Here is a 25,271-nt window from a genome sequence, read left to right on the forward strand (position 1 = left end):
AAATAATGTGTTATTCTTATCTATCTGTGAGAGAATTTATATTTTTTATGGCAATAATTCTATCATAACGTTCTCCAAATGGTGTATGGTATATTAGAATTGTATAATTATTTTCTGTATCAGCGTAATATCCTTCTGTAATATCATAGTGCTTTTTGCCTTGGTCATCTACAAAAACATATGCATAATTGTATAAACCTTGCTTCATATAAATGTTTGCCACATATGCTTGCTCATCTTCAATATATTCCAATTCAGAATTTTCATCACATTTCCATTGATTAAATGCACCAACAACATATAATTTGCCATTAGGTATTGGTTTTTTATAATCTATATTAAATTGCACCCAAGTATAATCTACCTGAGTCATGTAATTATTCAAATCAAAATTCTCGATATAATAGCCACCATTCATATCTTGAAAGAAATTGTAGCTTTGATTCATTAATGGTAAATCATACAATAGATAAACTTGATTATAGTCTCTATTTACATCTAATACTCTAATATTCTGACCTTTAAATCTTAATGATCGTGTATCAAACTGTCTAAATTCTCTTCCTGAAGGAAAAAGAAAAGTATTCATGTAATCGTAGCTTATGGTATTTAATCCAACTAAATATGGTGGAACATTTTGAACAGCATTGTCCCATCTATTATTTTGTAGTACTGTAGCTCTTATTTCTACTTGTGGATTGAAAATAGTATATCCTTTGTAATTTATTGTGAAAGTAATATCTTGAAATTTATTTCTGTCGTATAAATTTCTTGCATAGGCAACATTTGCATTCACTCCAACCCTATTTTCTGCTACCATAAATCTATGTGTGAACAATGGCTCTTGCATGGAATTTTCATATACTACAAGAACGTAATTACCCGATTTTGTAATTGTCATGTCTTGGTTTGGAATTTCTAAACGATAGTGTGTATATTTTTGCTTTACGCCAGCTGAGAAATCGTAATCATATATTGTTGATTCTATAAAGCCATCAATATATTCCATTTGATTAAGAATTGTTGGTGTCCAATCTGTATGACATTGAATTACTGTATAGTAATAAGTTCTATTAGTTTGCGCCAAATCATCGAAATGCAATTCTAATGTTCCAGAACCATTTAATCCCATGATTGGCAAATCAAGTGGTTTGTTTTTTGGGTATAATTGTACTGTTTTTAGTGTTGGATCATTTGTTTGAGTTTCATACACTTTTCCATATACACAAACAGAAAACAGCAATAAGATATAACTTATAATGAATTTAGACATCTATCCAAAGATAATACAAAATTCGTACCTATTTTTTGTGTAGAATAATATGTTTTGTTGATGGCTTTACTTCACTATCATCAGTTTCTGTTGCCAAATATCTTTGCCTGTTTGTATGCTGATTTGGTACAATCCATTTGATAATTGATTTTCTGATATGTCTAGTGTGCTTCGTTCATCATGTGATTGTTCTATCTGTTTGATGACTCTGCCATTCAAATCTATCAATTTTATTGCTATTGGAAAGTTGCCTTTTGATACAAAATCTATCTTGAAATTGCCATTGCTCGGATTTGGATAGATACTCAGTTTGCCTTCTTTGTTTGTATTGCTTTTGATACTTGTTACGCCACCTGTTCTTGCAAAAGTATCTATTCGTGAGCCAACTGTGTTGGTGGTAATTGGCAAATTGTAATCAAAATAGATGTCTGCAAAATTCTTTAGGCTATCTCCTATCACTAAATTGCTTTTCGTTTTTATTTTGAATGCTACATAGCCATGTTTGTCTGGTTCTGTGTGTGGTAGTTGAATATTATCAAAAATGAATTGTACTTTATTACCTTCTGAAATTAGTGTGCGACTTGAGTGTGATGTTGATGTAATTTCTAAAGTACTGACATCGAATTTTGTGGTGTCTATTCTGTCTGTAACTACAATATTTACGGCACTTGCTGTGCCTTCATTCTCAAATCTTATTAAGTAATTCACAAAATCGCCAACTAAATCTGGTGTTACGATATCGCCTTCCAAACAACGCTTATCATTTGGATCAAAACTATTCACTACTGTTTGTCTAATAATTGATGTATCATCATCAGCATTCTGATTTGGTGTATTAGTCATATTAATAGTTGCTGAAAGTGTTAAAACATCGCCACCATTTACAGCTGGTTCATCTGTTGGTGCATTGGTACGTAGTGTAACAAAAATACTTCTACTTTCAAATGATTTTAGGTTACTATATTCAAATGTAAGTACACCATTGCTGTTGCTTGTTGGCACCTCAGTTGAACTTTGATAATCTTGCAGTGAATCTTGAAAATTGAACTCTATGGTTCCACCAACTGTAGTGCTACCTTTGTTGGTGTACACAATTTCATAAGTGGCATCTGAAAAGCCTGGACGTGCAGCAACTGTAGGAATAATAGTAACTGAAACATCATTAATTGTTGCTATTGGAAAAATACAAAACTGTGTACTTAAGGTATCTTCTGGTAAGCTAACTGTGGCTTGACTTGGAGAAATTGTGTAATATGGATGAGTAAATATTGGTTGTATAGTATATGTACCTGCTTCTAAGTTTATACTCATATTTCCTTTAGCATCTGATATGGCATAGCCTGAATCTGTTGCATTGCTAATTTTATATTTTAAATTTGGAAATAGACTATCTTGTGCTGTGCAACCATTATTGTTGGCATCGTAGCGAGAAACGACATTCAAATTATAGAAACTTCCAGCTGCACTTGATGAACAAAATGAATTTATAATTACATCTGTATATCCAAAAAAATCCATTTTTTGTTTTAAGACACCTATTTCAAATTCATCAGCACAAATATATTTTAAATCTAGGTTTCCACCAAAATCGTAATAAATATTTGAAGTAGTATCATAATTCATTTTGTTATTTTTTAGAAATAAACTAGTTATTTGATTATTAGAACAAAATAAAATATCTAAATTTGGTATCATACTTATGTCTAAACTTGTAAGTTGGTTATTATCGCAAAATAATTCATACAATTTTGTATTAGCTTTTAAATCTAATGTGTTAAGCAAATTATTATCTAAATACAATAGCTCTAAATTTGGATTTGCACTTAAATCTAAATTGGTTAATTGATTATAATCTAAAGATAAATACTCTAATTTTGGCATTCCACTTAAGTCTATGTTTGTAAGATTGCAATAACCACAACTAAAATCCAATAGGTTTGGTAATCTAATATCTAAATGAGCTAATGAAGTGCTAAAAATACCAATTCCTACTAAATTTATAAACGAGTTAATGCCTTCTAATGTAGCAATATTGGAATCAGCAATATTCATTAATATATAAACTCTGTTTGCTTCATTTTGTTGTATTTCTCCATCATTGTTTATGTCAATTCTAATTGGATAAAATAGACTATCAAGTGCAAAAGCGAAATTGATTGTATCTGCCTGCAGCAATTTTGCTTTAAAATTGTCATCTGGTATATAGACAATAGTGTCTTGTGCTTTGGCGTTTTGTAGTATGAATATACTTAATACAAATAATGTTGCTTGTAAAATGTTTCTCATAATATATCTGATTATATATACAAATATACATTCATTTTTTATAAAATTATGCATACTTATGCAATGTAATAAAAAAAATATTATCTAGATTTATATCTAATAAATGAATAATTGAGTATCTATTTTACAATATTATTTAAGTAAATTGATAAAATCATCAAATAGGTATCTGGAATCATGTGGTCCTGGTGCGCCTTCTGGATGATATTGTACAGCAAAAGCTTTTTTGTTTTTTACTGCAAATCCTTCTACTGTATTATCATTCAAATTAATATGTGTAAGTTCTGCCAACTTAGAAGATTTTAGTATTTCTGCATCTACTGCAAAACCATGGTTTTGTGTTGTAATTTCGCACTTTCCTGTTTTTAGGTTTCTTACAGGATGATTGCCACCTCTATGTCCGTGATGCAATTTATATGTTGGAATATCTATAGCTCTGGCTAAAATTTGGTTGCCTAAACAAATACCAAACAACGGTTGGTTGTTTTCCAAAATTGCTTTTACAGTTTGTACTGCATAATCCATTGGTGCTGGGTCGCCTGGTCCGTTTGAAATAAAGAAACCATCTGGATTAAAATCTAATAATTCTGCATAGGATGTTTTGGCTGGAAATACCTTTACTATGCAATCTCTATCTACAAAATTTCTTATTATATTTTTTTTAATACCAAAATCTAAAGCTGCAATTTTATATTTGGCATGCTCCTCACCTACTGTGTAAGTTTCTTTAGTACTAACTTTTGATGCCAATTCTAAACCATCCATAGATGGTACTTTTTTAAGCTCATTTTTCAGTTCGTCTAAAGATAGTATCTCTGAAGAAATAATTGCATTCATGGCGCCTTTTTCACGCACATGTCTTACAATTGCTCTGGTATCTAAATTGGTAATTCCAACTAAATTATTGTCCTCAAAATATTGTTGGATATTGCTATCAGCTTGATGTCTTGAATAATGATTAGTATATTCTCTACATATTAATCCAGCAATTTGTATTTGGTTGGATTCTTCTTCTGTGTGCTTGATTCCGTAATTGCCTACATGTACATTGGTTGATATTAATAATTGTCCAAAATAACTAGGATCTGTGAACAGCTCATGGTAACCTGTCATCGAAGTATTGAAGCAAATTTCGCCTGTTGCTGTACCTGTTTTTCCGCATGCATTGGCTTCGAAATATGTGCCGTCTTCAAGTAGTAGTATTGCTTTTTCCATTATATGATATCCATTTATAATTTAGTTAAAAAAAAAGGTTCGCAATGAATACGAACCTTATATATAAAAACTGAGTTTTCATTTATTATTCTTCAGTTTTAGTTTCTTCAACAGTATCAGTTACTTCTGGTGTTGGATTAGCTTCTGCTTCTACATTTTCATCATCAGCTTTTTTCTTTGCAGTACCGGCTCTACGAGTACGTTTTTTAGGTTCTGCAGTTGCAGTAGCAGCTGTTTTGTTTGCTGTGTAAATTTCGTTGAAATCTACTAACTCAATCATTGCCATTTCAGCATTGTCACCTAATCTTTTTCCTAATTTAATGATTCTAGTGTATCCGCCTGGTCTGTTAGCTACTTTTGGTCCAATTACATCAAACAATTCTTTAGCTGCAAATTTATTTTGTAAATAACTAAAAGCAGTTCTACGAGAATGTGTTGTATTGTCTTTAGCTCTATTGATAATTGGCTCAACATGCATTCTTAACTCTTTGGCTTTAGCTAAAGTTGTTTCGATTCTTTTATGCATAATTAATGCATTAGATAAGTTCTTAAGTAATGCACTTCTGTGACCAAATTTTCTTCCTAAGTGATTTATTTTATTTCCGTGTCTCATTTGATAAAGTATTAAGTTTTAAGTAATATAACTATACTTAAAATATTAGTCGTCTAATTTATATTTTGATAAATCCATTCCAAAGTGCATACCTTTTTCAATAATTAGTTCTTCAATTTCTACTAAAGATTTGCGACCAAAGTTTCTAAATTTCAATAATTCATTCGTATCGTATTGAACTAATTCTGCTAATGAATTGATTTTTGCTGCTTTAAGACAGTTGAATGCTCTTACTGATAAATCCATATCTTCTAATGGAGTTTTAAGGATTTTTCTCATGTGTAAGATATGCTCATCAACTACTTCTTCGTGTTGTTTACTTTCTGTTTCAAATGTAATGTTTTCATCAGATACAAGAATTAAGTGTTGAATTAAAATTTTAGCTGCTTCTTTGATTGCTTCTTCTGGATGAATAGTTCCATCAGTTTTGATATCAATCACTAACTTTTCGTAGTCAGTTCTTTGTTCAACACGAGTATTTTCTATCTTGTATTTTACATTTTTGATAGGTGTATAGATTGAATCGATAGGAATAGTACCTACAACTGATGTGTCTACGAAATGCTCTTCAGCAGGAACATAACCTCTACCTCTACCAATTGTTAATTCAAGTTCTAAATTTACATTTTTGTCCATATTGCAGATTACTAAATCTGGATTTGTAACTGCATATACGTTTGTATGTGCTTCAATATCTCCTGATAAAAATTGCTCTTTACCTTTTAAAGAAATATAAACTTTTTCGTAACCAGCATCTGCTTCAGTTAAAATTCTTTTTAATCTTACTTGTTTAAGATTAAGAATAATTTCAGTAACATCTTCAATAACTCCTTTTATTGTTGAGAATTCGTGTTGAACTCCAGATATTTTTACAGATGTAATGGCATAACCTTCTAAAGAAGATAATAGAACTCTTCTAAGTGCATTTCCGATTGTACTTCCGAATCCTGGTTCTAATGGTGCAAATTCAAATGTACCTTCAAAATCTGTTGCTTTTTGTAACAAAATTTTGTCTGGTTTTTGAAATGATAATATAGCCATAATTTTTAGATATTAATTTTTATATAATTTTTTCTTCATTAATAAGTAGATTATTTAGAATATAACTCTACTATTAATTGTTCTTTGATATTTTCTGGTATTTGATCTCTGTTTGGAAGTTCAACATATTTTCCTTCTAAAGTTTCAGAGTTTAACTCTAACCAAGAATATTTTTTCACTCTACCAGTACTTAATGTTTCTTGTACTAAGTCTAAGTTTTTAGATTTTTCACGTATGCTAATAACATCTCCAACTTTTACTGTATATGATGGAACGTTTAAGATTCTACCATTAACTGTAATATGTTTGTGTGATACTAATTGACGTGCAGCGCTTCTAGTTGGTGCAAAACCTAATCTGTAAATAGTGTTGTCTAATCTTTGTTCTAACAATTTTAATAAGTTATCACCAGTTACACCATGTTTACGAGCAGCTTCAGCAAATGTTTTGTAGAATTGTCTTTCTAAAACACCATAAGTGTATTTTGCTTTTTGCTTTTCTTTAAGTTGTATTGCGTATTCAGATTGAGAACCACGTTTTCTAGAATTACCATGTTGCCCTGGAGCATATTTTCTTTTTTCGTACGACTTATCATAACCATAAATAGCATCCCCAAAGGTTCTTGCTTTTTTAGTTCTAGGTCCAGTATATCTTGCCATTTTCTTGTATTTTTTTTAAATATTCTATCTATTGCACTAATATAATCTTATACTCTACGTTTTTTAGGTGGTCTACAACCATTGTGTGGTAATGGTGTAATATCTCTAATTACAGTAACTTCGATACCAACAACAGACACTGCTCTAATTGCTGATTCACGACCACCACCAGGTCCTTTTACAAAAACTTCTACTTTACGTAAACCTGCATCGTATGCTTTTTGACCTGCATCACTTGCAGCAACTTGCGCAGCATAAGGTGTACTTTTTTTAGAACCTCTGAATCCACCTTTTCCAGCACTACTCCAAGAAATTACTTGTCCTGCTTTGTTTGTGAAAGAAACGATAATATTATTAAAAGTTGCGTTAATATGAACATAACCTTCTGGTTCTACTTTAACTACTCTCTTTTTAACTTGTTTTTTAGCTTGAGCCATTATTTAGTTATTTTATATTTGATTATTTAGTTGCTTTTTTCTTTCCTGCTACAGTTTTACGTTTTCCTTTACGTGTTCTAGCATTACGTTTAGTACTTTGTCCGTTAACAGGTAGTCCTTTTCTATGTCTAATTCCTCTGTAAGAACCGATATCCATTAAACGTTTGATGTTTAATTGCACTTCAGATCTTAAAGCACCTTCTACTTTAAATTCAGCACCAATAACGTTACGAATGGCAGTTTGTTCGTCGTCATTCCATTCGTGAACTTTTTTCATTGGATCAACATTAGCTTGTTCTAAGATATGGTTTGCTCTTGATCTGCCAATACCATATATGTATGTTAATCCGATAAAGCCTCTTTTATTTTTTGGTAAATCTATACCTGCTATCCTTGCCATTATATTAACCTTGTCTTTGTTTAAATTTTGGATTCTTCTTATTAATTACATAAATTTTGCCCTTTCTACGTACAATTACGCAGTCTTCGCTTCTTTTCTTTACTGATGCTCTTACCTTCATGGTGTATCAATTATTTATTTGTATCTAAATGTTATTCTTCCTCTTGTTAAATCGTATGGTGAAATCTCAACTGCTACTCTATCACCTGGTAAGATTCTAATGTAGTGCATTCTCATCTTTCCAGAGATTGTGGCTAAAATTTCATGTCCATTTTCTAACTTTACTTTGAACATAGCGTTAGATAATGCTTCTGAAATTGTCCCGTCTAATTTTAATAAGTCTGATTTAGCCATATCTTTTTTAATGCTATTTTCTCAAATTTTGCGCAAATATCGTAAAAATTATCGAAAATCTTTAATATATTCTGATTTTTTTATCTCCTCAAATATTAAATTATGGTCACTTAATATCTGAGCTTTACCTTTCATCACTGCTATTGTATGTTCAAAATGTGCAGATGGCTTACCATCTTTAGTTACAATTGTCCATTTATCGCCTAATACTTTAACTTGGTCTGTGCCTAAGTTAATCATTGGCTCAATAGCTATAGTCAATCCTTCTTTAAGTACCAATCCTTTTCCTCTTTTGCCATAATTGGGTACATTTGGTTCTTCGTGTAAGTCCTTTCCTACTCCGTGACCAACTAAGTCTTTAACAACTCCAAAATTATGCTGAATTTGTGTGTAATCTTGAATTGCAAATGAAATATCTCCAACTCTGTTACCTGCCACAGCTTTTTCAATTCCTAGAAACAATGAATTGAATGTAACTTGTAGTAGTTTTATTACTTCTGGTTTTACCTCAGCTACTGGAAACGTAAATGCTGAGTCACCAAAAAAGCCATCTTTTTTTACTCCACAATCAACTGAAACTACATCTCCTTCTTTAATTTCTCTATCAGAAGGTATTCCATGAACAACTTCTTCATTAATAGAAATGCATAGTGATGCAGGGAATCCTCTGTAGCCTTTGAAAGCTGGAGTAGCTTTATTATCTTTAATAAAGGTTTCAGCTATTTGGTCTAACTTTTTTGTAGTTACACCTGGTTGTATGAATTTTACTAAAGTTGCTAAAGTATTGCTAACAAGTAAAGAACTCTTTTTTATTAATTCAATTTCTTCTTGACTTTTATAATATACCATTTGTCAATTAGAAATTTGAATCTCCATATATTCTACCTTTTAATTTTTCACCAGATTGAGTTAATCCATCATAGTGTCTATTTAAAAGGAATGTTTCTATTCTGTCCATAGTATCTAAAACTACTGATACTAAGATTAATAATGATGTGCCACCAAAGAAGTAGGCGAACTGTGAATTGACGCCTAATACTGAAGCAAATGCTGGCATTATGGCAACTATTCCTAATCCAATTGCTCCTGGTAATGTAATTCTTGATAATACTGTGTCTATAAATTCTGCTGTGCTTGCACCTGGCTTAACTCCAGGAATATATCCATTACTACGCTTTAATTCATCAGCCATTTGTTGTGGATTCATGATTAATGCTGTATAGAAATATGTAAATATCACAACTAACAAAAATGTAATTACATTGTATGGAATTGATTTAATATCTACCATTTTAGTAAGGAAACCAGACATTGAACTGTTTGGGAAGAATTGTAATATAGTTTGAGGTATAAATAAAAACATTTGAGCAAATATTATTGGCATTACACCAGCTATATTTACACGTAATGGTAAAAATCCTCTGCTTGAAGCTGTTTGTGCACTACCTCCTGCAATTTGTTTTGCATAACTTAGTGGCACTCTTCTTATTGCTTTGATAAGCAGGATTGTAAATAATACAACTCCAAATAATAAGGCAATTTCTAATAATAACATTAATATTCCGCCACCTGTTCCTTTTACTCTACTCTGAACTTCTACCCAAAAAGAACCTGGTAGACGAGAAATGATATTTGCCATAATGATAATAGATGTACCATTACCAATACCTCTTTCTTGAATTTGCTCTCCTAACCACATAACAAAAATAGTACCTGCTGTTAATGAAAACATAGTTGTAGCCCAAAATATTGGCATACTAATTTCTGGATTAATAGGTGTGTTTAATTGTGGTGAAGTTAGATATTTTACATATGCAGTAGCTTGTACAATAGTAACTGCAATAGTACCTAATCTTGTATATTGATTGATTGTTCTTCTACCGCTCTCTCCTTCTTTTTGTAATTTTTGAAAATATGGAATAGCAAGTGTTGCTAATTGCATAACGATAGAAGTAGAAATATATGGCATGATACCTAGTGCAAATACAGAAGATCTAGAAAATGCACCACCTGCAAATAAATCAAAAACGCCCAGAACACCTTCTGTAGACATTTGAGATAATGCATTTGGATCAATACCAGGCAGAACTACATAGCTACCAAATCTATAGATAAATAAAAGACCTAATGTTAAGTAGATTCTTTTTCTTAAATCCTCAATAGCAAATATATTCCTTATTGTATCAATAAATTTGTTCATGATGTAGTTTATATAACAGTAGTTTTACCACCAAGTTTTTCAATAGCTTCTTTTGCTTTATCACTAAATGCGTGTGCTGAAATAGAAATTGTAGATTTTAATTCACCGTTTGCAAGTACTTTCAATTTTTCAGATTTAGAAATGATTCTCAATTTTCTAAGTTGTTCAAAATTAAAATCAACTATATTGTGCTTTTCAGCAAGTTCTTGTAATTTAGATAAATTAATTACTTGATATATCTCTTTGAATGGATTGTTAAAGCCACGTTTAGGTGTACGTCTTTGAAGTGGCATTTGTCCACCTTCAAAACCTCTTTTTGATTTATATCCTGAACGAGATTTAGCTCCTTTGTGTCCTTTTCCAGCTGTGCCACCTGAACCTGATCCTTGACCACGACCAACTCTTTTTCTAGTTTTAGTTGAACCTTCAGCAGGTTTTAAATTATGCAATGAAATACTCATCTTATTGTACGTTTTCGATTTTTAATAAATGTTGAACAGACTTAATCATACCTTCAACCTGTGGTGTTAATTCTTTTTCCACAGAATGATTTAATTTTTTTATACCAAGAGCAATAACAGTATTTTTCTGTTTTTTAGGTCTATCTATGGTACTTTTTACTTGGGTTATTTTAACTTTTGACATAATTTTAACCATTAAATACTTTGCTTAATTTTACTCCTCTATCTTTTGCAATTGTGTAAGGATCTCTTAACTTAGACAATGCTAACACAGTGGCTTTCACTACGTTATGTGGGTTTGATGAACCTAAAGATTTAGCTAATACATTGTGTATTCCAGCACTTTCAAGAACAGCACGCATAGAACCTCCAGCAATAACACCAGTACCATCAGATGCTGGTTTTATTAATACTTTAGCTCCATCAAAAAGTGCTAATTGATCGTGAGGAATTGTTCCTTTTAAGATTGGAATTTTCACTAAGTTCTTTTTAGCATCATCAATTCCTTTAGCTATTGCTTCTTGAACTTCTCTTGCTTTACCTAATCCAAAGCCAACCATACCATTTTCGTTTCCGACAACAACAAGTGCTGAGAAGCTAAATGTACGTCCACCTTTAGTTACTTTAGTAACACGTTGGATATTAACGACTTTTTCTTTTAGTTCGATGTCGTTTGCTTTGAATTTTTCAAATTTTATTTTTGATTGCATTTTCTCTTTTTTAATCTATTAAAATTGAAGTCCATTTTCACGAGCTGCATCTGCTAATGCTTTCACTCTACCATGATATAAAAATCCATTTCTGTCAAAAACAACAGTAGAAATATTGTTTTGCTTAGCTAAATCTGCTATTAACTTGCCCACTTCTTTAGATAACTCAGTTTTTGTTTTACCTTTTTTATCTAATTTAGCAGAAGATGCAGATAACATTGTTATGCCTTTTGTATCATCTACAAGTTGAGCATAAATGTTTGTGTTGCTTTTATATACGCAAAGTCTTGGCTGTTCTGTAGAACCGTTAATTTTCTTTCTAATTCTATATTTTAGTTTCAGTCTTCTTGTAACCTTTGTTTTACTTAACATGACTATTATTTTTATTTTTTACCTGCAGACTTTCCTGCTTTTTTTCTTAATATTTCTCCAGTGTATTTGATACCTTTTCCTTTGTAAGGTTCTGGTTTTCTTATAGATCTGATTTTAGCTGCTACTTGTCCTATTAATTGTCTATCAGTACTTTCTAAGATAATCTTAGGTGCTTGACCTTTTACTGTTTCTGTAGTTAACTTTACTTCATCTGGTAATAATACATATACTGGATGTGAATAACCTACAGATAATTCTAATAATTGACCTGTATTACTTGCTCTAAAACCAACTCCCGACTACATCAAGTTCTCTTTTAAAGCCTTCAGATACACCAACAACCATATTGTTTATTAAAGCTCTATACAATCCGTGTAGTGCTTTATGGCGTTTTTGTTCAGTAGGTCTTGAAATGATTATTTGACCATTTTCATTAGATACTTTAATATCTCTGTCTACTTTTTGAGTAAGTGTTCCTTTCGGACCTTTTACAGTAACTGTATTATTTTCAGATACAGATACTTCTGTTTTTGCTGGAATTGATATTGGTGCTTTGCCTATACGTGACATACTATATTTTTTAAGATACTAAACAAATAATTTCTCCACCTACATTTTGCTGACGTGCTTGCTTATCTGTCAATACGCCTTTTGATGTAGATAAAATTGCAATTCCTAAACCATTTTTTACTCTTGGAATAGAATCTACGTGTGCGTACTTACGCAAACCTGGTTTAGATATTCTCAATAATTCTCTAATTGCTGGTTCTCTAGTAGAAGCATTGTATTTTAATGCTATTCTGATTAATCCTTGAGGACCATCTTCTTCAAATTTATATTTTAGGATATATCCATTTTCGTATAAAAGCTCTGTAATCTTCTTTTTAAGATTAGATGCAGGAATGTCCACGATTTCGTGACCTGCCATTTGAGCATTTCTTATTCTTGTTAGATAATCTGATATTGGATCAGTAACCATTTTATTTAGTTTATTCGTTTATAATTAATTACCAACTTGCTTTTGTAACTCCTGGTATTTTTCCATCGTTTGCTAAATCTCTGAATTTTATTCTTGAAATTCCGAAGAAGCCTACATATCCTCTTGGACGTCCAGTTATTTTGCATCTGTTTCTGTATCTAACTGGAGAAGAGTTTTTGGTAGCTTATCTAGCAAATCCCATTTTCCTTCTTTTTTTAGTTGTTCACGCTTTTCCTTATATTTAGCAATCATTTTTGCTCTTTTGGCATCGCGTGCTTTCATTGATTCTTTTGCCATCTATCTTTCTTATTTATTTTTCTTTACAAATGGAATACCTATTTCTGTTAATAGCGCATGAGCTTCATCATCAGTTTTAGCAGTAGTTACGAATGTGATATCCATACCGCTGATTCTGTTGATTTTATCTATGTCTATCTCAGGGAAAATTATATGTTCTTTGATACCTAAAGTGTAGTTACCTCTACCATCAAAAGCTTTTTCATTTACACCTTTAAAATCTCTAACTTGTGGTAATGCAACTGATATTAATCTATCTAAAAATTCATACATTCTGTCACCTCTTAAAGTTACCATTACACCAATTGGCATATTTTCTCTTAATTTGAAGTTAGATATTGCTTTTTTAGATTTAGTAGACATTGCTTTTTGACCAGTGATTCTTGTAATTTCGTCAACTTGGTTATCAATGATTTTTTTGTCTCCAACAGCGATACCAACACCTTGATTAACAACGATTTTTGTTAATTTTGGCACTTGCATAACAGATTTATACTGATATTTTTCCATTAATTTAGGAATTACTTCTTCAGTATATTTTTTTCTTAATCTAATAACGTAGCTCATATTATATTACCTCCCCTGTTTTTTTTGCGAATCTAACAATTTTTCCGTCTTCTGCAACTTTTCTACCTACGCGTGTTGGTTTTCCAGCTACAAGTAATTTTACATTTGAAATGTGTATAGATGCTTCTTGTTCTACGATTCCACCTTGTTGGTTTTGTGCGTTTGGTTTTGTATGTTTTTTAACCATATTCACACCTTCTACTAATACTCTACTTTCTTTTGGGTAGACCTCTATCACGTTTCCTTCTTTTCCAGAACTTGCTCCTGAGATAACAACTACTTTGTCACCTTTTTTGATTTTTAATTTTGGGGCAAATCTTTTTTGTGTATTTACTTTTTTCATCTTATAAAACTTCTGGTGCTAATGAAATAATTTTCATATAATCTTTGTCTCTTAATTCTCTTGCTACAGGACCAAATATACGACTTGCTCTTGGCTCATCTTGGTTATTTAGAAGAACTACAGCATTGTCATCAAAACGAATATATGAACCATCTTTGCGTTTTACTTCTTTTTTTGTACGTACAATCACTGCTTTAGAAACTTGTTTTTTCTTTACGTTTCCGCCTGGTGCTGCACTTTTTACAGAAACAACAATTTTGTCTCCTATACTTGCGTATCTAGACTTTGAGCCTTTAAGTACTCTGATGCAAAGCACTTCTTTTGCGCCGCTGTTGTCTGCTACTTTTAATCTTGATTCTGACTGTATCATAAAATTATTTTGCTCTTTCTAAAATTTCTACTAATCTCCAACGTTTTGTTTTACTTAATGGTCTAGTTTCCATTATTTTTACTGTATCGCCAGGATTGCATTCGTTATTTTCATCGTGTGCATGGAAACTCTTCGTTTTTTTCAAGAACTTTCCATACTTAGGATGTTTAATTTTTCTTTCTATTTTAACAGTAATAGTTTTGTCCATCTTATTTGATTTCACAACACCAATACGTGTTTTTCTTTCTTTTCTTACTATTGTTTGTTCTGCACTCATGTTGCAATATTATGCTTGGTTAGACAATTTTCTTTTACTAATTTCTGTTTGGATTCTAGCGATTTCTTTTCTTGATGTTTTAAAAATGCTTGTATCTTCCAAAGGACTTACTGCGTGATTAAATTTCAGTTTTTTTAATCTTAACTTAGCCGCTTTCAACTCGTTGTGAAGCTCTTCGGTTGCAGTATTTGCTATTTCTGTATATAATTTATTTGACATATTATTTTAATTTATTGACCGTCATAATCTCTTCTCACAATAAATTTAAGTTTTACTGGCAATTTTTGTGCAGCTAACTCTAAAGATTCTTGTGCTAATTGTTTTGATACACCTTCTATTTCGAATAATATTCTGCCTGGTTGTACTAGAGCTGCCCAATGGTCTAAAGCACCTTTTCCTTTACCCATACGAACTTCAGCTGGTTTTTTAGTAATTGGTTTATCTGGAAATATTTTTATCCAAACTTTACCTTCTCTCTTCATATTACGAGTCAATGCAATACGAGCTGCTTCAATTTGTCTACTGGTAATTCTACCTTCATCTAAACATTTAAGTCCAAATGAACCGAATGCTAAGCTATATCCTCTTCCAGCATTTCCTTCGTTTCTGCCTTTCTGTACTTTTCTAAACTTAACTCTTTTAGGTTGTAACATTTTTTTTAATTATAGTTATTAATTAAATTATTTTCTTCTTTCTCTTCTTTCTGGTCTGTCTCTTTTTTCACCTCTTGGCGCTCTTCTTTCATTGCCTCTTGGTTGTCTTTTTTGCTCTTCAACTCCAACATTTGGTGTTAAGTCTCTTTTTGTAAATACTTCACCTTTACAAATCCAAACTTTAACTCCGATAATACCATATATTGTATTTGCTTCTTTAATTGCATAATCAATATCAGCTCTAAATGTATGTAATGGTGTTCTTCCTTCTTTATATTCTTCACTTCTTGCCATCTCAGCACCACCAAGTCTACCTGAACATTTTACTTTTATTCCTTCTACTCCTAATCTCATTGCAGATGCAATTGCCATTTTCACAGCTCTTCTGAAATTAACACGCGCTTCTAATTGTTTACATATTGTTTCACCAACTATAGCTGCATCAATCTCTGGTCTTCTTATTTCTACAATATTTATTTGTACATCTTTCCCAGTTAATTTTTTGATTTCTTCTTTAATCTTATCTACTTCTCCGCCACCTTTTCCGATAATAATTCCTGGTCTAGATGTATGTATTGATATTGTAATTCTATTTAGTGTTCTTTCTATGATAATTTTTGATACGCCACCTTTTTGAATACGTGCATTAAGGTATTTTCTGATTTTGTGATCTTCTATTAATTTTTCACTAAAATCTTTTCCACCGTACCAGTTTGAATCCCATCCTCTTGTGATGCCTAAACGATTTACTATTGGATTTGCTTTTTGTCCCATTAACCTATTTTATTAATTATTATCAGTATTTTCAGATACTTCAATTGAGTTATTGCTATTTCTGCTTGCTAATTTTAATGTAAGATGATTTGATCGTTTTCTTACTCTATATGCTCTTCCCATTGGTGCTGGTAAAAATCTTTTTAAAACTCTTCCACCATCTACAAAAATTTCTTGAACATATAAATCAGCTTCAGCAGCAGTTGTATTGTTTTTTTGTTCCCAATTTGCAATTGCAGATCTCAACAATTTTTCTACTGTTTGAGATGCATGTTTTGATGAAAACATTAATATATTTAAAGCTTGATCTACATTCTTTCCTCTAACTAAATCTGTTACCAATCTCATTTTTCTTGGAGATGTAGGCACAGCTGTTGCTTTTGCAACACATGTGCTTTTTTTAGCTTCTTTTCTTAATTCAGCTGATATTTTTTTTCTAGCTCCCATTTCTTATAAATTATTTTCTATTTCCTGAATGTCCTTTAAATTGTCTTGTTGGAGAAAATTCACCCAATTTATGACCTACCATGTTTTCAGTTACATATACTGGAATAAATTTATTGCCATTATGTACTGCAAATGTATGTCCTACGAACTCTGGTGTAATCATAGATGCTCTAGACCATGTTTTGATTACATTTTTTTTGTTTGATTCATTCATTGCGTCTACTTTCTTTTGTAAAGTATAAGCTATGTATGGTCCTTTCTTTAAACTTCTAGCCATGTTAATTATTTATTCTTAGATTTTCCCTTAGAAATTATATACTTACTTGATGCTTTTTTCGTATTTCTAGTTTTCTTACCTTTAGCAATTAAACCTTTTCTTGATCTTGGGTGACCACCTGAAGCTCTACCTTCACCACCACCCATTGGATGATCTACTGGGTTCATTGCTACTGGTCGAGTTCTAGGTCTTCTACCTTTCCATCTATTTGCACCTGCTTTACCCATTACTAATAAGCTATGATCTGAATTAGAGACAGTGCCTATTGTAGCCATGCATGTTGCTAAAATCATTCTTGATTCACCTGAAGGTAATTTGATGATTGCATATTTGCCATCTTTACCTGTAAGCTGAGCAAATGTTCCAGCACTTCTACATATTGATGCACCTTTACCTGGTTGTAATTCGATATTGTGAATTACAGAACCTAGTGGCATATTTCCTAATTGTAGTGCATTTCCTACTTCTGGAGCAACTTTAATTCCAGATATAATTTCTTGTCCTACAGCGATGCCTTCTGGAGCAATAATATATCTTTTTTCTCCATCTTTATATGATACTAAAGCAATAAATGCTGATCTGTTTGGGTCATACTCAACAGTTTTTACTGTAGCTGGAATATCATATTTGTTTCTTTTAAAATCAATAATACGATATTGTTTTTTATGACCACCACCAATATATCTCATGGTCATCTCTCCTTTTTGGTTTCTACCACCAGAACGTTTATTAGGAACTAATAATGATTTCTCTGGTTTATTGGTTGTAACTTCGGCATAAGCATTTGCTACTTTGTATCTTAAGCCAGGAGTTATTGGTGTAAATTTCTTTGTTGCCATCTTCTTAAATCTGCTTTACTATATCTTATAAATCTGTATAAAAATCAATTGTTTCGCCGTCAGCTAATTTTATTAAAGCTTTTTTATAGCTACCTCTTCTACCTGAGATGATATTTGTTTTTGTGAATTTAGATTTTGGTTTAGAAGGCATAACTAAAGTATTTACTTCTTCTACATTCACGCCATACATCTCTTCTATTGCTTTTTTAATTTCAATTTTATTCGCTTTTTTATCTACGATAAAAGTATATTTCTCAGCTCTATCTTGTAGTTTTTGAGACTTTTCTGTGATTAAAGGTTTCTTTAAAATTTCCATATATTAGTTATTTACTAATTGGTTAGATAATGCTTCGATAGATTTCTCACTCAATAATATCATACTATTATTCATTATTTCGTAAGTATTTAAGTTGCTTACTTCTGCAAGACCAGCACCTTGAATATTTCTTGAAGATAAATAGATATTATCATTGATTTCTGGTAAGATGAACAATGATTTTTTGTTTTCTAAACCGAAATCTTTTAAGAAATTTACATATTCTTTAGTTCTAGGTGTTTCTAAAGAAAAATCTTCAACAACTTTGATTGCATTTGATGCTATTTTAGCAGAAAGTGCAGATATTTTAGCTAATTCTTTAACTTTTTTATTCAACTTAAAACTATAACTTCTTGGTCTTGGTCCGAAAATTCTAGCACCACCTTTGAATAATGGGTTTTTGATACTACCTTTTCTTGAACCACCTGTACCTTTTTGTTTATGTAGTTTTCTTGTAGAACCAGATAATTCTGATTTCTCAAGTGTTTTATGTGTTCCGCTTCTTCTATTCGCTAAATATTGCTTTACAGCTAGATATATAACATGCTCATTAGGTTCTATTCCAAAAATGTGATCTGGAAGTTCAACCTGACGTCCTGTTGCTTGACCTTGTTTATTATATACTTCTAATTTCATCTTTTCTAACTATGTTTAAAATTTGTTATACGAAACAAATAATTTTATTTTTTCTCTAATATAACTACAGAACCATTGTGTCCTGGAATAGATCCTTTTACAATAATATAATTTTGTTCAGGTACTATTTTTAGAATTTTTGCATTTGGTAATTTTACAGTATCATTACCCATTCTTCCACCCATTCTCATACCTTTGAAAACTCTTGATGGTGTAGAACATGCTCCAATAGAACCTGGTGCTCTAAGTCTGTTATGTTGACCGTGAGTTTGTCCACCAACACCACTAAATCCATGTCTTTTTACAACACCTTGAAAACCTTTTCCTTTAGATATTCCAGATATAGATACTTTTTCACCTTCTTTTAAGATCTCAGTAGTAATAACTGTACCTAATTCTATATTAAATGTACCTCTAAATTCTACTAATTTAGCTTTAGGTGCAGTTTTTGCATTTTCAAAATGACCTTTTAATGCTTTACTAGTATTTTTTTCTTTTTTGTCGCCATATCCTATTTGTACTGCATCATAACCATCTTTGTCTTTAGTTTTGATTTGAGTTACTACACAAGGACCTGCTTCTATTACAGTGCAAGGTACTACATTTCCATCTTCATTAAAGATGCTCGTCATGCCTATTTTTGTTCCTATTAATCCTTTCATTATATTAAGCTTTAATTTCTACATCTACACCACTTGGTAATTCTAACTTCATTAATGCATCAACAGTTTTTGGTGTAGCACTATATATATCTAATAATCTTTTATATGTGCAAAGTTTATACTGTTCTCTAGCTTCTTTATTCACGTGTGGTGAACGAAGAACTGTAAATATCTTTTTATTAGTAGGTAAAGGAATAGGTCCAGTAACTACAGCTCCAGCATTTTTTACTGTTTTTACAATCTTTTCTGCTGATTTATCAATCAGATTATGATCGTAAGATTTCAATTTTATTCTAATTCTTTGTGCCATTTTATTAATCTGCTTTTACTTTACTTTTTGCTTTTGCAATTACTTGTTCTGTAATATTGTTTGGTGCTTGAGCATAGTGCGAAAACTCCATGATTGATGTAGCTCTACCTGATGTAATTGTTCTTAAATCTGTTACATATCCAAACATCTCACTCAAAGGAACTTTTGCTTTAATTACATTTGCATTATTTTTCATTTCCATTCCTTCCATCATACCTCTTCTTCTATTTAAGTCACCTACTACATCTCCAGTGTTTTCTTCTGGTGTAATTACTTCTAATTTCATGATAGGTTCTAATAGAATTGGAGTTGCTTTTTTACATGCTTCTCTGAAAGCAAATTTTGCAACTTGCTCAAAAGAGAAAGAATCTGAATCCACTTGGTGGAAAGAGCCGTCAAATAAACGTACTTTCAAGCTTGGCACTTCATATCCAGCCAACACACCAGTTTTCATTGCTTCTTTAAATCCTTTTTCTACTGATGGAATAAATTCTCTTGGTACTGCGCCACCAAAAATATCATTAATAAATTCTAAACCTTCTTTTCCTTCTTCACCTGGTCCAATTTCAACAGCAATATCAGCAAATTTACCTCTACCACCTGATTGTTTAGCATATTTCTCTCTATGTGTAATAGTTTGAGTTATTGTCTCTTTGTAATTTACTTGAGGTGCTCCTTGATTACATTCTACTTTGAATTCTCTTAATAATCTATCTACGATGATTTCTAAGTGTAACTCTCCCATTCCTGAAATTACAGTTTGTGCTGTATCTTCATCATATCTTACTTTGAATGTTGGATCTTCTTCAGCTAATTTCCCTAATGCCATTCCTAATTTGTCAGCATCTTTTTGAGTTTTAGGCTCAATTGCTAATCCAATTACTGGATCTGGGAATTTCATTGACTCTAATATGATTGGTGCATTTTCTGCACATAAAGTATCTCCTGTTCTAATATCTTTAAATCCTACAACAGCTCCAATATCACCTGCTCCTAATTTTTCAATTGGATTTTGTTTGTTTGCATGCATTTGGAAAATACGAGAAATACGTTCTTTATTCCCACTTCTTGTATTTAATACATAAGAACCTGCATCAAGCACACCTGAGTAAGCTCTTGTAAATGCTAAACGACCTACGTATGGATCTGTTGCAATTTTGAATGCTAATCCAGCAAATGGTTCATCATAAGATGGTTTTCTTACAACTTCTGCATCTGTATTTGGATTTGTTCCTATGATATTTGGTCTATCTAATGGTGATGGCATTAATTCCATCACTAAATCTAACATTGTTTGAACACCTTTGTCTTTGAATGAAGAACCACATAACATTGGAACTATTTTCATATCTAAACATGCTGCTCTTAAAGCATCTAGGATTTCTCTTTCTGTGATAGATGCTGGATCGTCAAAGAATTTCTCCATTAATGTTTCATCATATTCAGAAACTGCTTCTAATAATTTCTCTCTCCACTCAGTTGCTTCATCTAATAAGTCAGCAGGTATTTCTACTTCTTCGTAAGTCATGCCTCTGTCATGTTCATTCCAAACAATTCCTCTAAAGTTTATTAAATCAACAACACCTTTAAATGTATCTTCTGAACCTATTGGTAACTGTAAAGGCACTGCATTAGAACCTAACATCTTTCTAACTTGCTCAACTACATTTAGAAAGTCTGCACCTGAACGATCCATTTTATTTACGAAACCGATTCTTGCTACATTATAATTGTTTGCTAATCTCCAGTTTGTTTCAGATTGTGGTTCTACACCATCAACAGCAGAGAATAAAAATACTAATCCATCTAATACACGTAGAGAACGATTCACTTCAACTGTAAAGTCAACGTGTCCTGGAGTATCAATGATATTTACGTGAAACTCATTACCTCTATATTTCCATTTTACTGTAGTTGCAGCAGATGTAATCGTGATTCCTCTTTCAGCCTCTTGTACCATCCAGTCCATTGTAGATGCACCATCATGTACTTCACCAATTTTATGATTGACACCAGCATAGTACAATATACGCTCTGTAGTTGTAGTTTTACCTGCATCTATATGTGCTGCTATTCCTATGTTTCTTGTATATTTTAGATCGCGTGACATTGCTTATTATTATTTATATATATTATACTTTAAAATGTGAAAATGCTTTATTAGCCTCAGCCATTTTATGCATATCTTCTTTTCTTTTTACTGAAGAACCCTCTCCTTTTGCAGCAGCAATTAACTCTGCAGCTAATTTATCTCCCATAGATTTTCCATTTCTTTTACGAGCGAAAGTTACCAACCAACGCATCATTAAGAATATCTTTCTATCTTCTCTTATTGGTGTTGGAATTTGGAATGTAGCACCACCAATTCTTCTACTTCTAACTTCTACTGCTGGCATTACATTATCCATTGCTTTTTTCCAGATATCATATCCTTCTTCTCCTGTAGATGCTTTTATTTTATCCATTGCATCGTAGAATGATTTATATGCTATTGATTTTTTTCCATCCAACATGATTGTATTCACGAAACGTGTTACTAACGAATCATTATACACTGGATCTGGTGCTAAATATCTTTTTTTTGCTCTCTGCTTTCTCATTTATATTAAAGTAATTAAGCTATTTAATGATTATTTCTTTTTACCTTTTGCTGGTGCAGCTTCTCCTGCTTTTCCTTTTTTAGTTCCGTATTTAGAACGGCTTTTCTTTCTGTTATTAACTCCAGCAGTATCTAAAGCACCTCTAACGATATGATATCTCACACCTGGTAAGTCTTTAACACGACCTCCACGTATTAATACGATAGAGTGCTCTTGCAAGTTATGTCCTTCACCTGGTATATAAGCAATAATCTCATATTTATTGGTTAAACGAACTTTTGCTACTTTTCTAAGTGCTGAATTTGGTTTTTTAGGAGTTGTAGTATACACTCTTGTGCAAACTCCTCTTCTTTGTGGGCATGATGTAAGTGCTTTAGACTTAGATGTCCATGCTAATTGCTCTCTTCCTTTTCTTACTAATTGTTGAATTGTAGGCATTCTTGCTATTTTTTATAATTTGGACTGCAAAGGTAGGAATTATTTGCAAGAATACAAAACGTGTGTACAAAAAATTGTATGTATGTTTTGTAGTCTTATTTCCCGACCGAAAACAGTCACTACTTTTTACTTTAATTCAAGACATTCTTTTCTTAAAGTGACGCAAAGGTAAGCATAAATTTGTATTAAAAAAAAAATGTATGTTAATTTGGAGTTAAGTTTTATTTTTATCATTTAGGTTTAGCTTTCCCTAATAACTATTGCATCTAATACCTATTCATTCTAGTTTTATTTTGTATCTTTGCGCCGTGAGTTATACAGTAGCAATAGTAGGCAGACCAAATGTTGGAAAATCTACTCTATTTAATAGATTAGTTGGTTTTAGAAAAGCAATTACAGATGATGTGAGCGGCGTAACTAGAGATAGACAATATGGCGTTACAGAATGGAATGGAAAAATATTTAATGTGGTAGACACTGGTGGTTTTGTGCCAAAAACTGACGATGTTTTTGAAAAAGCAATTAAACACCAAGTGAGAATAGCAATTGAAGAGGCTGATCTTATCATTTTTATGACTGATGTGACTACAAGCATTACTGATTTGGATGAGTCTTTAACAAAAGAACTTAGAAAATGTAAAAAGAAAGTTCTTGTTTGTGTAAACAAAGTAGATAATAATGAAAGATATTTATTAGCAAATGAATTTTATGCTTTAGGATTTGAAGATTTATTTATGGTTTCATCTATGAGTGGTAGTGGTACTGGCGAATTGCTAGATGCTATAACAGCAGAAATACCTGATGATGACACCTTCGAAGATGAATATGCAGATTTGCCAAAAATTGCAATTGTTGGGCAACCAAATGCTGGAAAATCTACTTTACTGAATTCATTGGTTGGTGATGAGAGAAATATTGTAACTGAAATTGCTGGTACTACGAGAGACAGTATACATACAAGATATAATTTGTTTGGCAATGACTTTTTATTGATAGATACTGCAGGAATTAGGAAAAAGAATAAAGTACATGAAGATTTAGAATTTTATTCTGTGATGCGTGCTATCAAAGCTATTGATGAAGCTGATGTTTGTGTTTTACTTATTGATGCTGAATTTGGTATTGAAGCACAAGACATGAAAATCATTAAACTGATTGAAAACAAAAGAAAAGGTTTGGTGATTGCAGTAAATAAATGGGACAAAATTGTAAAAGACACTCATACACACAAAGATTTTGAAAAGAAAATATTGGATAAAATAGCGCCATTCAGAGATGTGCCTATTATCTTTATTTCTGCTCAAGAAAAGCAAAGAATACATAAATTGATTGAAACTATTTTACAAGTTTATGAGAGTAAACATATTAAAATACCTACTCATCAGCTAAATGAAATTCTTTTACCAGAAATTGAGAAAATTCCGCCACCAGCTTATCGTGGTGAGTATATAAAAATAAAATATATAACACAGTTGCCAACAAAAACTCCAAGTTTTGCGTTCTTCTGCAATCATCCTGATTATGTGAAAGAACCTTATAAAAACTTCTTAGAAAATAAATTAAGAACGCACTTTAATTTAAGTGGTGTGCCAATTAATATATTTATGAGAAAGAAATAGCTTAGTTATTATCTTAGATAAACACTAATTCCTGTTTGATTTTCTTCTGATTGTTGAATTATATCAACTACAATTGGTTTTATTTCCTCATCTTCTTCAGATAGCAATTGAGATGCATTTGCAATGATTAAAATAATGTTTTCAGGTTCTATCCAAGAAAGATCATTCATAATTTCATCGAAACTATCTAAATTTTTTGTAAAGTAACTGGGAAACTGTAATGCAGATGCAATATTTTGATAAAATTGTTGAAGCGTTTTATTTTCATTTCCATCTAAAAATGCAATAAATACATCTTGTTGTTGAATAAAATGATTGAAATTTTGCATGATGGTTTATTTAACTTCAGTGAAAGATTGATAATGATCATTGGTATAGTAGAAAACACCATCATTGCTAGAAACAAGGCGTTCTTTTCCTCTATTTTGTCCTTCAACTTTTGGATTTACATCCCATTCTCTGTATTTTATTTTATTGCCTTTGTTATCTACTTGTGGCAATAATTTTTCATAATTCATAAACTGTCTACCACCAACATAGCCATCTGGTGCTTTATCATATTTCTTAATGTGTTCTATTACCTCAAATACCTTTTTTGGAATATCAGAGTTAGATTCATCTACTGTAACATCATCATTATTATTGTATTGTTGGTACTGAGTATGATTATTCGTTGAATTTTGCGTTGACTGTTGTACTTCTTTTTGATAATTATCATTGCTATTATCTTGTTGCACAACATTCTCTTTGTTTTTTACAATAGAATAGTTTCCTGTAATTTTTGATATGGCAAATCCAATAATGAATGCAATAACTAATAAGAAAATATTTTTAGTAGATTTCATT

The 25,271-nt window shown here is 31.5% G+C and carries 37 protein-coding genes and 2 pseudogenes; 1 reads left to right on the top strand and 38 read right to left on the bottom strand.

Going from position 1 to position 25,271, the window contains the following annotated elements:
* Window positions 1-16: 16 nt before the first annotated feature.
* The 36 genes and pseudogenes from IPK18_00085 to IPK18_00260 all read right to left on the bottom strand — a co-directional run bounded on the left by IPK18_00085 (window position 17) and on the right by IPK18_00260 (window position 22,806).
* A complete protein-coding gene (locus IPK18_00085) occupies window positions 17-1,273 on the bottom strand; it encodes a DUF5103 domain-containing protein (protein ID QQR97979.1) in 1,257 nt (418 codons plus the stop codon).
* Window positions 1,274-1,339: 66 nt separating this feature from the next.
* Window positions 1,340-3,559, bottom strand: coding sequence for a T9SS type A sorting domain-containing protein (locus tag IPK18_00090; protein QQR97980.1), 2,220 nt, complete (start codon window positions 3,557-3,559; stop codon window positions 1,340-1,342).
* Window positions 3,560-3,691: 132 nt separating this feature from the next.
* Window positions 3,692-4,774 carry a glutamine-hydrolyzing carbamoyl-phosphate synthase small subunit gene (carA, locus tag IPK18_00095; GenBank protein ID QQR97981.1) on the bottom strand — a complete coding sequence of 361 codons (1,083 nt, stop codon included), beginning with the start codon at window positions 4,772-4,774 and terminating at the stop codon, window positions 3,692-3,694.
* Between the two features lie 85 nt (window positions 4,775-4,859).
* Window positions 4,860-5,387 (bottom strand): 50S ribosomal protein L17, encoded by a 528-nt coding sequence (gene rplQ / locus IPK18_00100; protein ID QQR97982.1) that lies wholly within the window; start codon window positions 5,385-5,387, stop codon window positions 4,860-4,862.
* Between the two features lie 45 nt (window positions 5,388-5,432).
* Window positions 5,433-6,428 (bottom strand): DNA-directed RNA polymerase subunit alpha, encoded by a 996-nt coding sequence (locus tag IPK18_00105; protein ID QQR97983.1) that lies wholly within the window; start codon window positions 6,426-6,428, stop codon window positions 5,433-5,435.
* Window positions 6,429-6,478: 50 nt separating this feature from the next.
* A complete protein-coding gene (gene rpsD / locus IPK18_00110) occupies window positions 6,479-7,087 on the bottom strand; it encodes a 30S ribosomal protein S4 (protein QQR97984.1) in 609 nt (202 codons plus the stop codon).
* A 47-nt stretch (window positions 7,088-7,134) separates the two neighbouring features.
* Window positions 7,135-7,524: a 30S ribosomal protein S11 gene (rpsK, locus tag IPK18_00115; protein ID QQR97985.1), complete on the bottom strand. Its 390-nt coding sequence runs from the start codon at window positions 7,522-7,524 to the stop codon at window positions 7,135-7,137.
* A gap of 22 nt (window positions 7,525-7,546) precedes the next feature.
* Window positions 7,547-7,924: a 30S ribosomal protein S13 gene (gene rpsM / locus IPK18_00120; GenBank protein ID QQR97986.1), complete on the bottom strand. Its 378-nt coding sequence runs from the start codon at window positions 7,922-7,924 to the stop codon at window positions 7,547-7,549.
* A 4-nt stretch (window positions 7,925-7,928) separates the two neighbouring features.
* The gene (gene rpmJ / locus IPK18_00125; GenBank protein QQR97987.1) at window positions 7,929-8,045 is read right to left on the bottom strand and encodes a 50S ribosomal protein L36; all 117 of its coding nucleotides are present in this window, start codon (window positions 8,043-8,045) and stop codon (window positions 7,929-7,931) included.
* Window positions 8,046-8,059: 14 nt separating this feature from the next.
* A complete protein-coding gene (infA, locus tag IPK18_00130; protein ID QQR97988.1) occupies window positions 8,060-8,278 on the bottom strand; it encodes a translation initiation factor IF-1 in 219 nt (72 codons plus the stop codon).
* 48 nt (window positions 8,279-8,326) lie between these two features.
* Window positions 8,327-9,127, bottom strand: a complete 801-nt coding sequence (gene map / locus IPK18_00135; GenBank protein ID QQR97989.1) for a type I methionyl aminopeptidase — start codon at window positions 9,125-9,127, stop codon at window positions 8,327-8,329.
* Window positions 9,128-9,134: 7 nt separating this feature from the next.
* Complete coding sequence (gene secY / locus IPK18_00140; protein QQR97990.1) at window positions 9,135-10,478, bottom strand: preprotein translocase subunit SecY; 1,344 nt, start codon at window positions 10,476-10,478, stop codon at window positions 9,135-9,137.
* Between the two features lie 8 nt (window positions 10,479-10,486).
* A complete protein-coding gene (gene rplO, locus IPK18_00145) occupies window positions 10,487-10,933 on the bottom strand; it encodes a 50S ribosomal protein L15 (protein ID QQR99268.1) in 447 nt (148 codons plus the stop codon).
* 7 nt (window positions 10,934-10,940) lie between these two features.
* A complete protein-coding gene (rpmD, locus tag IPK18_00150) occupies window positions 10,941-11,123 on the bottom strand; it encodes a 50S ribosomal protein L30 (GenBank protein ID QQR97991.1) in 183 nt (60 codons plus the stop codon).
* Between the two features lie 4 nt (window positions 11,124-11,127).
* Window positions 11,128-11,649: a 30S ribosomal protein S5 gene (gene rpsE / locus IPK18_00155; protein ID QQR97992.1), complete on the bottom strand. Its 522-nt coding sequence runs from the start codon at window positions 11,647-11,649 to the stop codon at window positions 11,128-11,130.
* An 18-nt stretch (window positions 11,650-11,667) separates the two neighbouring features.
* Window positions 11,668-12,021, bottom strand: a complete 354-nt coding sequence (locus IPK18_00160) for a 50S ribosomal protein L18 (GenBank protein ID QQR97993.1) — start codon at window positions 12,019-12,021, stop codon at window positions 11,668-11,670.
* A gap of 11 nt (window positions 12,022-12,032) precedes the next feature.
* Window positions 12,033-12,591 (bottom strand): annotated as a pseudogene (gene rplF / locus IPK18_00165) (50S ribosomal protein L6).
* Window positions 12,592-12,601: 10 nt separating this feature from the next.
* Window positions 12,602-13,000 carry a 30S ribosomal protein S8 gene (rpsH, locus tag IPK18_00170; GenBank protein ID QQR97994.1) on the bottom strand — a complete coding sequence of 133 codons (399 nt, stop codon included), beginning with the start codon at window positions 12,998-13,000 and terminating at the stop codon, window positions 12,602-12,604.
* Between the two features lie 28 nt (window positions 13,001-13,028).
* Window positions 13,029-13,297, bottom strand: a pseudogene (gene rpsN / locus IPK18_00175) (30S ribosomal protein S14).
* 9 nt (window positions 13,298-13,306) lie between these two features.
* A complete protein-coding gene (rplE, locus tag IPK18_00180; GenBank protein QQR97995.1) occupies window positions 13,307-13,864 on the bottom strand; it encodes a 50S ribosomal protein L5 in 558 nt (185 codons plus the stop codon).
* A 1-nt stretch (window position 13,865) separates the two neighbouring features.
* Complete coding sequence (gene rplX, locus IPK18_00185; GenBank protein ID QQR97996.1) at window positions 13,866-14,207, bottom strand: 50S ribosomal protein L24; 342 nt, start codon at window positions 14,205-14,207, stop codon at window positions 13,866-13,868.
* A gap of 1 nt (window position 14,208) precedes the next feature.
* Window positions 14,209-14,577, bottom strand: a complete 369-nt coding sequence (gene rplN, locus IPK18_00190) for a 50S ribosomal protein L14 (GenBank protein ID QQR97997.1) — start codon at window positions 14,575-14,577, stop codon at window positions 14,209-14,211.
* 4 nt (window positions 14,578-14,581) lie between these two features.
* Window positions 14,582-14,854 (bottom strand): 30S ribosomal protein S17, encoded by a 273-nt coding sequence (gene rpsQ, locus IPK18_00195; protein QQR97998.1) that lies wholly within the window; start codon window positions 14,852-14,854, stop codon window positions 14,582-14,584.
* A 9-nt stretch (window positions 14,855-14,863) separates the two neighbouring features.
* The gene (rpmC, locus tag IPK18_00200; GenBank protein ID QQR97999.1) at window positions 14,864-15,073 is read right to left on the bottom strand and encodes a 50S ribosomal protein L29; all 210 of its coding nucleotides are present in this window, start codon (window positions 15,071-15,073) and stop codon (window positions 14,864-14,866) included.
* A gap of 11 nt (window positions 15,074-15,084) precedes the next feature.
* Window positions 15,085-15,507: a 50S ribosomal protein L16 gene (gene rplP / locus IPK18_00205; GenBank protein ID QQR98000.1), complete on the bottom strand. Its 423-nt coding sequence runs from the start codon at window positions 15,505-15,507 to the stop codon at window positions 15,085-15,087.
* A gap of 27 nt (window positions 15,508-15,534) precedes the next feature.
* Window positions 15,535-16,281, bottom strand: coding sequence for a 30S ribosomal protein S3 (rpsC, locus tag IPK18_00210; GenBank protein ID QQR98001.1), 747 nt, complete (start codon window positions 16,279-16,281; stop codon window positions 15,535-15,537).
* Between the two features lie 12 nt (window positions 16,282-16,293).
* A complete protein-coding gene (gene rplV / locus IPK18_00215) occupies window positions 16,294-16,728 on the bottom strand; it encodes a 50S ribosomal protein L22 (protein ID QQR98002.1) in 435 nt (144 codons plus the stop codon).
* A 10-nt stretch (window positions 16,729-16,738) separates the two neighbouring features.
* A complete protein-coding gene (gene rpsS, locus IPK18_00220) occupies window positions 16,739-17,005 on the bottom strand; it encodes a 30S ribosomal protein S19 (protein ID QQR98003.1) in 267 nt (88 codons plus the stop codon).
* 5 nt (window positions 17,006-17,010) lie between these two features.
* Entirely contained in the window at window positions 17,011-17,844 is an 834-nt protein-coding gene (gene rplB, locus IPK18_00225) for a 50S ribosomal protein L2 (protein QQR98004.1), read from the bottom strand.
* Between the two features lie 25 nt (window positions 17,845-17,869).
* A complete protein-coding gene (gene rplW / locus IPK18_00230) occupies window positions 17,870-18,160 on the bottom strand; it encodes a 50S ribosomal protein L23 (protein QQR98005.1) in 291 nt (96 codons plus the stop codon).
* Between the two features lie 3 nt (window positions 18,161-18,163).
* Window positions 18,164-18,796 carry a 50S ribosomal protein L4 gene (gene rplD, locus IPK18_00235; protein ID QQR98006.1) on the bottom strand — a complete coding sequence of 211 codons (633 nt, stop codon included), beginning with the start codon at window positions 18,794-18,796 and terminating at the stop codon, window positions 18,164-18,166.
* A gap of 44 nt (window positions 18,797-18,840) precedes the next feature.
* Entirely contained in the window at window positions 18,841-19,458 is a 618-nt protein-coding gene (rplC, locus tag IPK18_00240; GenBank protein ID QQR98007.1) for a 50S ribosomal protein L3, read from the bottom strand.
* Window positions 19,459-19,462: 4 nt separating this feature from the next.
* Window positions 19,463-19,768, bottom strand: coding sequence for a 30S ribosomal protein S10 (gene rpsJ, locus IPK18_00245; protein ID QQR98008.1), 306 nt, complete (start codon window positions 19,766-19,768; stop codon window positions 19,463-19,465).
* Window positions 19,769-19,772: 4 nt separating this feature from the next.
* On the bottom strand, window positions 19,773-21,878 hold the full coding sequence (fusA, locus tag IPK18_00250; protein QQR98009.1) for an elongation factor G: 2,106 nt from the start codon (window positions 21,876-21,878) through the stop codon (window positions 19,773-19,775).
* 22 nt (window positions 21,879-21,900) lie between these two features.
* On the bottom strand, window positions 21,901-22,368 hold the full coding sequence (gene rpsG, locus IPK18_00255) for a 30S ribosomal protein S7 (GenBank protein ID QQR98010.1): 468 nt from the start codon (window positions 22,366-22,368) through the stop codon (window positions 21,901-21,903).
* Between the two features lie 30 nt (window positions 22,369-22,398).
* Window positions 22,399-22,806: a 30S ribosomal protein S12 gene (locus IPK18_00260; protein ID QQR98011.1), complete on the bottom strand. Its 408-nt coding sequence runs from the start codon at window positions 22,804-22,806 to the stop codon at window positions 22,399-22,401.
* A 308-nt stretch (window positions 22,807-23,114) separates the two neighbouring features.
* Here IPK18_00260 and der point away from each other — a divergent pair, with 308 nt between their 5' ends.
* Window positions 23,115-24,425, top strand: a complete 1,311-nt coding sequence (gene der, locus IPK18_00265; GenBank protein ID QQR98012.1) for a ribosome biogenesis GTPase Der — start codon at window positions 23,115-23,117, stop codon at window positions 24,423-24,425.
* Between the two features lie 8 nt (window positions 24,426-24,433).
* Here the strand turns inward: der and IPK18_00270 are convergent, their stop codons facing one another.
* Together IPK18_00270 and IPK18_00275 are read right to left on the bottom strand one after the other, a co-directional pair.
* A complete protein-coding gene (locus IPK18_00270) occupies window positions 24,434-24,754 on the bottom strand; it encodes a barstar family protein (protein ID QQR98013.1) in 321 nt (106 codons plus the stop codon).
* 6 nt (window positions 24,755-24,760) lie between these two features.
* Window positions 24,761-25,270, bottom strand: coding sequence for a ribonuclease (locus tag IPK18_00275; GenBank protein ID QQR98014.1), 510 nt, complete (start codon window positions 25,268-25,270; stop codon window positions 24,761-24,763).
* Between the last annotated feature and the right edge of the window lies 1 nt (window position 25,271).

The organism is Sphingobacteriales bacterium (assembly GCA_016699615.1).
GTDB lineage: Bacteria > Bacteroidota > Bacteroidia > Chitinophagales > JADIYW01 > JADJSS01.